Below are 7,295 nucleotides of genomic sequence, written 5' to 3'. Positions count from 1 at the left end.
TTTTGGCTGATGAACCCACTGCCGCTTTAGATAGTAAAACAGGACGAGATGTGGTGGATATTATGGAAAAGCTCACCAAAGAACAAGGATGCACCATTCTTCTCGTTACCCATGATAACCGTATCTTGGATATAGCTGATCGTATTATTCACATGGAAGATGGATATTTGAAGAATTAAACAAAAAAAGGATAAGCTGTTAAATTTCGCTTATCCTTAATAATTTTATTTTAACTAGCTGCTAAATACTCTTTTACGTTACCCCGTCGTCTCCGCAGTTGTGCTAGAGCCTGATGTTCTAATTGACGCACCCGTTCCCGACTAATATTCAATCGTTTACCGATTTTGGCTAAGGACAGTTCTTTGCCATCTTCTAAACCCAAACCGTAGGGTTAACACCGTTCTTTGTTGGGGAGTTAGTTCAGCCATAAGGTTACTCAAGTCTTGACGAAGTAACTCTTGAGTAATGTAGATATCAGGAGAAACTCCTTGATCTTCTAATAATTCTGACAGTTCTGTATCTTGGTTATCTCCCACTCTTACGTCTAAAGAAATGGGTTGACGGGCAATACTGAGAAATTCCCCGAATTTGTGAAGGCTCAATTTCTAATTCTTGGGCAATTTCTGCCGGTGTGGCACTTCTTCCCAAGGTTTGAGAGAGTTCTCTTTGAGTTTTCTTGATTTTGTTGAGCTTTTCAGTAATATGAATGGGTAAACGGATCGTTCGGGCCTGTTGAGCGATCGCCCGTGTAATCGCTTGGCGAATCCACCAGTAAGCATAGGTAGAAAATTTATAGCCTTTGGTGGGGTCAAATTTTTCTACCCCCCTTTCCAGTCCTAAACTTCCTTCTTGAATAAGATCAAGAAATTCCATGTTACGTTTTTGATATTTTTTGGCAATGGCGACCACTAGGCGTAAATTAGCCTCGATCATCTTTCTTTTAGCCCGTTCTCCTTGTTCCAGGGCTTTTTTGAGGGGTTTTTTCCTCCATGTTTACCTCTTTAGCCCATTCTTGGAGACTGGGTTCTTTGCCTAAATTTTGAGCTAGTTCCTCTTTTTTCTCCAATAAGCTCATCATGGTTTGGACTTGTTTCCCATAAATAATTTCTTGCTCATGGGTTAACAGAGGTACCCGCCCAATTTCATGCAGATAAGTCCGCACCATATCTGCTGAGTACGTAGGCTGTTTGGTTTTGGTATTAACATTAGCAGTGGGCATTGGTACTATATGACTCCTTTAAACCTGCTTATAAAGTCTGTTGCTATTTTTATCTTTCCCAGAAACTGTGTTTATTAATCCATTGAGGACTGGAAAGAAAAGTTACAAAGTGAAGTCGATATGACTTTAACTTGTTTTTATTTTAGCTTATCTGTTTAGACGATGACAATAGATGAAAGGTTCATTGATTCTCACAAGATGTTAAGATAAGCCCTTATTGGTTAGAAAGTAAGGATAACAGTAATCTTTGGCATCAGCAGTCTTCAAGTCAGCCTAAAAAATCCATAGGATTTTGTTACATTTTCTTTGACCCATGGCGGTGAAATTTTCGCTAACCTAGATAGAGAAAGAGGCTAATCAAGCCTATGTAACTCGTCAATAAGGATCAATGCTATGTCAGACTTAAATCGTGGCATTATGAAGTTTGAAGGGGCTGACAAACCTGTTTTGGTAGCGATTTCAGCTTTTTTAGTTCTTGGTGCCATTATTGGTTTAATTATCTGGGCGCTTAACGCAGCCTATACCGTTGGTTAAGTTTTCTTGACAAATTTTCACCCATAGTACAATTTTGTTAAGCTTGAACGCTAGTTTCCTAACGATCGCCAAACCGAGTCCTTTGCTGGGTCAGGTTTGGCTTGACTTAACAGTGATCCTATTAATGTTGCTGTTATCGGCTTTTTTTTCGGGTTCTGAAACGGCTATTACTGCCTTTGATAATTTTAAGTTACGGGGACTGATTGAGAAACAGGGTGATCCCTCTGGGGTTTATCGTTTAGTCTTAGAAAATCGTCGCCGTTTTATTACCAGTTTATTAATTGGTAATAATTTAGTGAATAACTTTTCAGCGATTCTAACGAGCAATTTATTTGCCATGTGGTTAGGGAGTGCTGGTTTAGGGGTAGCTACGGCCGTCGTCACTATTTTAGTCTTAATTTTTGGAGAAATCACCCCCAAATCCTTAGCCATTCTCAACACTCGTGCTTTTTTCCGTTGGTGTATTCGTCCAATATTTTTACTATCGCAATTCTTATCGTTTTTAAAAATTGTACAAATTTTCGAGAAAATAACACAAAAAACCATTCAAGTTTTTCAAGGGAAATCAGAAAAAACAGTACAATCCGGGGAATCTCTCAATGATTTACAGTTAATGATTGAAATTTTGGGAGGGAAAGGAAAACTTGATTTATATAAACATCAACTTTTAAATAAAGCATTGAGATTAGATGAATTAATGGCTAAAGATGTGGTCAAACCTCGCCTAGAAATGACCACTATTTCCCATGAGTCAAGCTTACAAGAATTAATTAACTTATCTCTAGAAACCGGTTATTCTCGGATTCCGGTTCAAGGGGAATCTAAGGATCATATTGTTGGTATTGTTCATCTAAAAAAAGCTCTGCAAACCTTACAATCTGTTCCTAAAGAAAGACGTTCTCAACTTCAGGTAACAGCAGCAATGGATAACCCTATTTATATTCCAGAAACTAAGCGGGCCCCTAGTTTACTAAAAGAAATGTTACAACAACGATTTCACATTGCCATTGTGGTTGATGAATACGGGGGAACGGTAGGATTAGTGACTCTAGAGGACATTTTAGAGGAATTAGTCGGAGAAATTTATGACGAAAGTGATTCTCCTCATAGTCGTCAAAATTTATTTGTTGGCGATCGCTTAGTTTAACTGTTTAACTGATATCTTATGCAAGAATCTATTCTGAGGAAATCAGCTATTTTTTTTGCTTTGGGCAGTGTTTTACTGGTAATCATTTTCGCGATTTTATGGTTTCATGACAGTAAAAAAGTTCATACTTTAGTTTTAGCAACAGGAGAAGAAGAAGGGCAATATTATGCTTTTTCTCAAGCCTTATCTAAAGTTATCAATAATCATGATAACCGCATCAAAATTAAGGTTATAAAAAGTAAGGGTTCTCAAGAAAATCTTAAATTATTGCAGCAAAAGAAAGCACAATTAGCCTTAATTCAAAATGACACAATAGTGGATGGTTCTACCAAAGCAGTTGCTTTTCTTTTTCCTGAGGTCTTTCATTTAATGGTTCGTCAAGACTCTCAAATTGACAACGTAAGTGATCTTGAAGGAAAACGTATTGCTTTGATGCCGAAAGGCAGTGGTTCTTATAATCTATTTTGGGCATTACAAGAACACTATCAATTAGATGTTGATAAAATAAAAACGATTCCTATGCCCATTATTGAAGCACACCAAGCCTTAGAAAAGGGACAAGTCGATGGTTTATTTCAAGTTATTTCTTTAGAGAATAGTGCCGTTATTCAATTATTAAATAATCCTCAAATCAAACTCATTCCTATCGATCAAGGAGCAGCCTTAAAATTAGAACTTCCGGCTTTAGAAGTAATGGTAATTCCGAAAGGAAGTTATCATGGTGGAACTCCTAAACCGTCCCAAGATTTACCAGGAGTAGGAGTGCGAGCAGTTTTAGTTGCTAATAAGAACATTAATAGAGAAGTCATTTTTGAAATTACCCGAATATTGTACGAAGCGAGGAATGAATTAGTACAAGAATTTACCCAAGCTTCAATGATTGAACCGTGGGATGATCAGCATCATTTAGGGTTTACATTTCATCCTGGTGCCTTAGATTATTATCATCAGGGGAACCCTAGTTTTTTAGTAGAATATGCCGAAGCGATCGGGTTATGTCTATCAGTTTCAATGTTAATATTATCTGGTATTTGGCAGTTGCGTTCCTGGTTAACAGGGAAACAAAAAAATAGAGCAGATTTATATAATTTACAATTACTGAAAATTATTGATCAAATTCAAAAAACAGAAGATTTAGATAAGTTAAACGAGATGCGATCGCAACTTCTAGCCATGTTAAATGAAGTCATTATTGATTTAGATAAAGATTTAATTAGTCCTGAATCTTTCCAGTCATTTACTTTCCCCTGGCAAGTGGCTTTATCAGCAACTTATCAAAGAGAAAATTTCTTACTTCGTTTAAATGAAAGTCAAACAATATAGTTAATAGCTGTAGGCTAGACAACTATTAACTATATTGAGATTATCCAGCAGGAACGGGAGGATTACTCGCCGAAGGACGACGGTTAATCACTTGATCAATTAACCCATATTCTTGAGCTTCTTCTGCCGACATAAAGAAGTCTCGTTCTGTATCTTCAGCAATTTTATCTAAAGGTTGCCCGGTATGATTAGCTAAATGGTTGTTTAAGAGTCCTTTGAGATATAAAATTTCCTTAGCTTGAATTTCGATATCTGTCGCTTGACCTTGCGCCCCACCCAAAGGTTGATGGATCATGATACGAGAGTTAGGAAGACTCATGCGTTTACCTTTCGCCCCGGCACTGAGTAAAAAGGCTCCCATACTTGCGGCTAACCCAATACAAATGGTACAGACATCGGGACGAATTTGATTCATGGTATCAAAAATACCGAGTCCAGCCGATACAGAACCCCCAGGAGAGTTGATATAGAGGTAAATATCCTTATCAGGGTCTTCTGCTTCGAGGAACAACAACTGAGCAACGATTAAATTAGAATTTTCATCTCTTACCTCTTGTCCTAAAAAGACAATACGTTCTCGTAAGAGACGGGAGTAAATATCAAAGGCGCGTTCACCACGGCCAGAGGTTTCAATAACGGTTGGAATCATGGAGTCTCTATCTGTTTTGTCGTTATCTTTGATTTTAACGACTTTGTTCCCTTAAGACCATAATTCTGATTTTTGGGTATTCTACCTAAGTTATTCAATCAGGAGACAATTTATCTAAAAATTGGGATAAGAAATGATGCTAGTATCTATAAACTATCGAGAAATTTTCTAAAATGAGCGAATTAGACTTTTTAATACGATTGGTGGTTGCTTTTGGCTTAGGTCTTGGAATTGGCCTAGAAAGACAATGGCGACAACGGATGGCTGGATTACAAACCAACACTTTAGTCGCTACTGGAGCAGCTTTGTTTGTCATGCTTTCAGTAATGGTATCCGATAGAGATTCAAGTCCCACTCGAGTGACGGCACAAATCGTCTCTGGAATTGGATTTTTAGGGGGTGGTGTAATTTTACGTGAAGGGGTTACTATTCGAGGATTGAATACAGCAGCTACGCTGTGGTGTGCCGGTGCGATTGGAGCTTTATCGGGGTGGGGATTATTTTTCCAGTCCACTATAGGGGCAATCGCCGTTATATCTGCTAATTTGTTGTTATATCCGTTAAGATATCGCATCAACCGACAACCTTTAAGGGGAACAGAACTTGAACTGGGTTATAGTTGCCAGATTATTTGTTGTCGAGAAAATGAAATCCATCTGCGTACTTTACTCTTAAAACTTGTCAGTAGTAGTAATACAATGCAGTTGCGATCGCTATTGAGTGAGTCTATTCCAGATAATCCAGACCGACATAGTATTAAAGCTCAACTGATTACCCAAAAACGAGACCATGCTTTCTTAGAAAAAATTGTTAGTCGCTTAAGTTTAGAATCCGGTGTTTTTTCGGCCAGTTGGCAGATTATTGAGCAGGAATCTCCCTAAGTTCGTATTTTGCAAGTCACCCAATTTATAAACTGTATTTATACCTAATATAAGTATTTCTTTTGTTACACCCCTTTACAAACCGTTACAGATTCGTTAATATGGATACATACATAACAAAAGGCTCTGCGCCGAAAGGCAAAAAAGCCTGAATCATTCGTACCTTGAAAAACGAATAGGAATTATACCATGACTACTACACTACAACAACGCGAGAGCGTTTCCTTGTGGGAACAGTTTTGTCAGTGGGTGACCAGCACCAACAACCGCATTTATGTCGGTTGGTTCGGTACTTTAATGATCCCCACCCTCTTAACTGCTACCACCTGTTTCATTATCGCTTTCATCGCTGCTCCTCCCGTGGACATCGATGGTATCCGCGAGCCTGTAGCTGGTTCTTTACTCTACGGAAACAACATCGTTTCCGGTGCAGTCGTACCTTCTTCTAACGCTATCGGTTTACACTTCTATCCCATCTGGGAAGCTGCTTCACTTGACGAGTGGCTTTACAATGGCGGTCCTTACCAGTTAGTAATCTTCCACTTCTTAATCGGAGTATTTTGCTACATGGGTCGTCAGTGGGAACTTTCCTACCGTTTAGGAATGCGTCCTTGGATCTGTGTTGCATATTCTGCACCTGTATCCGCAGCGACCGCAGTATTCTTAATCTATCCCATCGGACAAGGTTCTTTCTCTGATGGAATGCCTTTAGGAATCAGTGGAACCTTTAACTTCATGTTCGTGTTCCAAGCTGAACACAACATCTTAATGCACCCCTTCCATATGTTGGGTGTGGCTGGTGTATTCGGTGGATCTTTATTCTCCGCTATGCACGGTTCCTTAGTAACCTCTTCTTTAGTTCGTGAAACCACTGAAATCGAGTCTCAAAACTACGGTTACAAGTTCGGACAAGAAGAAGAAACCTACAACATCGTAGCTGCTCACGGTTACTTTGGTCGCTTAATCTTCCAATATGCTTCTTTCAACAACAGTCGTGCGTTGCACTTCTTCTTAGGAGCATGGCCTGTAATTGGTATCTGGTTCACCGCAATGGGTGTATCTACCATGGCCTTCAACTTAAACGGATTTAACTTCAACCAGTCTATCCTTGATTCTCAAGGCCGTGTAATCGGAACCTGGGCTGATGTATTAAACCGTGCAGGAATCGGAATGGAAGTAATGCACGAGCGCAACGCTCACAACTTCCCCTTAGACTTAGCTTCTGCTGAGCCTGTATCCGCTCCTGTAATCAATGGTTAATTCCTTTGAAATTAACTGAATAATATAAAAAGCACTCCCAAGTTTGGGGGTGCTTTTTTTGTTGTGTCTGATCATATAAGCGAAATATTTGAAGTTATTTAGAACAAACCTGACTTAACCATTCAACCACTTCTAAACCTAAATTCGTACCATCGAGTAGATCAATTTCTCGAATACCTGTGGGACTGGTAACATTGACCTCAGTTAAATAACCGCCAATCACATCAATACCAACAAAATATAAGCCATTTTTACGCAATCTTGGCCCGACTACCTCACAAA

General features: G+C 38.9%; 6 protein-coding genes and 3 pseudogenes. 6 read left to right on the top strand and 3 right to left on the bottom strand.

Annotation, left to right across the window (positions count from 1 at the left end; genetic code table 11):
- Positions 1-179 (top strand): annotated as a pseudogene (locus tag C4E06_RS10385) (ABC transporter ATP-binding protein); the annotation flags it as partial.
- Positions 180-229: 50 nt separating this feature from the next.
- On the opposite strand, the pseudogene C4E06_RS29200 reads toward C4E06_RS10385, so the two are convergent.
- Positions 230-1,219: pseudogene (locus C4E06_RS29200) on the bottom strand (RNA polymerase sigma factor, RpoD/SigA family).
- Between the two features lie 393 nt (positions 1,220-1,612).
- Here C4E06_RS29200 and C4E06_RS27815 point away from each other — a divergent pair.
- The 3 genes from C4E06_RS27815 to C4E06_RS10370 all read left to right on the top strand — a co-directional run bounded on the left by C4E06_RS27815 (position 1,613) and on the right by C4E06_RS10370 (position 4,223).
- On the top strand, positions 1,613-1,753 hold the full coding sequence (locus tag C4E06_RS27815; protein WP_198648519.1) for a hypothetical protein: 141 nt from the start codon (positions 1,613-1,615) through the stop codon (positions 1,751-1,753).
- A gap of 124 nt (positions 1,754-1,877) precedes the next feature.
- A complete protein-coding gene (locus C4E06_RS10375; protein WP_107667999.1) occupies positions 1,878-2,900 on the top strand; it encodes a hemolysin family protein in 1,023 nt (340 codons plus the stop codon).
- Between the two features lie 18 nt (positions 2,901-2,918).
- A complete protein-coding gene (locus C4E06_RS10370; RefSeq protein WP_107667998.1) occupies positions 2,919-4,223 on the top strand; it encodes a TAXI family TRAP transporter solute-binding subunit in 1,305 nt (434 codons plus the stop codon).
- Between the two features lie 40 nt (positions 4,224-4,263).
- Here C4E06_RS10370 and clpP read toward each other — a convergent pair whose 3' ends face one another.
- Positions 4,264-4,905: an ATP-dependent Clp endopeptidase proteolytic subunit ClpP gene (gene clpP / locus C4E06_RS10365; RefSeq protein WP_255412142.1), complete on the bottom strand. Its 642-nt coding sequence runs from the start codon at positions 4,903-4,905 to the stop codon at positions 4,264-4,266.
- A 140-nt stretch (positions 4,906-5,045) separates the two neighbouring features.
- Between clpP and C4E06_RS10360 the strand changes: the two genes are divergently transcribed.
- A complete protein-coding gene (locus C4E06_RS10360; RefSeq protein ID WP_107667996.1) occupies positions 5,046-5,753 on the top strand; it encodes an MgtC/SapB family protein in 708 nt (235 codons plus the stop codon).
- 189 nt (positions 5,754-5,942) lie between these two features.
- Positions 5,943-7,013, top strand: a complete 1,071-nt coding sequence (gene psbA / locus C4E06_RS10355) for a photosystem II q(b) protein (protein WP_107667995.1) — start codon at positions 5,943-5,945, stop codon at positions 7,011-7,013.
- A gap of 94 nt (positions 7,014-7,107) precedes the next feature.
- Here psbA and C4E06_RS10350 read toward each other — a convergent pair.
- Positions 7,108-7,295 (bottom strand): annotated as a pseudogene (locus tag C4E06_RS10350) (glutathione synthase); the annotation flags it as partial.

Source organism: Cyanothece sp. BG0011 (assembly GCF_003013815.1).
GTDB lineage: Bacteria > Cyanobacteriota > Cyanobacteriia > Cyanobacteriales > Microcystaceae > Crocosphaera.
Note: the sequence above shows the minus strand (reverse complement) of the source record. Positions and strands in the feature narration are given on the sequence as shown.

Bases quoted from the DNA above. Each gene is read 5' to 3' on its own strand.
- C4E06_RS10370 (WP_107667998.1), top strand. From the start codon at position 2,919: ATGCAAGAATCTATTCTGAGGAAATCAGCTATTTTTTTTGCTTTGGGC.
- C4E06_RS10375 (WP_107667999.1), top strand. From the start codon at position 1,878: ATGTTGCTGTTATCGGCTTTTTTTTCGGGTTCTGAAACGGCTATTACT.
- C4E06_RS10360 (WP_107667996.1), top strand. From the start codon at position 5,046: ATGAGCGAATTAGACTTTTTAATACGATTGGTGGTTGCTTTTGGCTTA.
- psbA (WP_107667995.1), top strand. From the start codon at position 5,943: ATGACTACTACACTACAACAACGCGAGAGCGTTTCCTTGTGGGAACAG.
- C4E06_RS27815 (WP_198648519.1), top strand. From the start codon at position 1,613: ATGTCAGACTTAAATCGTGGCATTATGAAGTTTGAAGGGGCTGACAAA.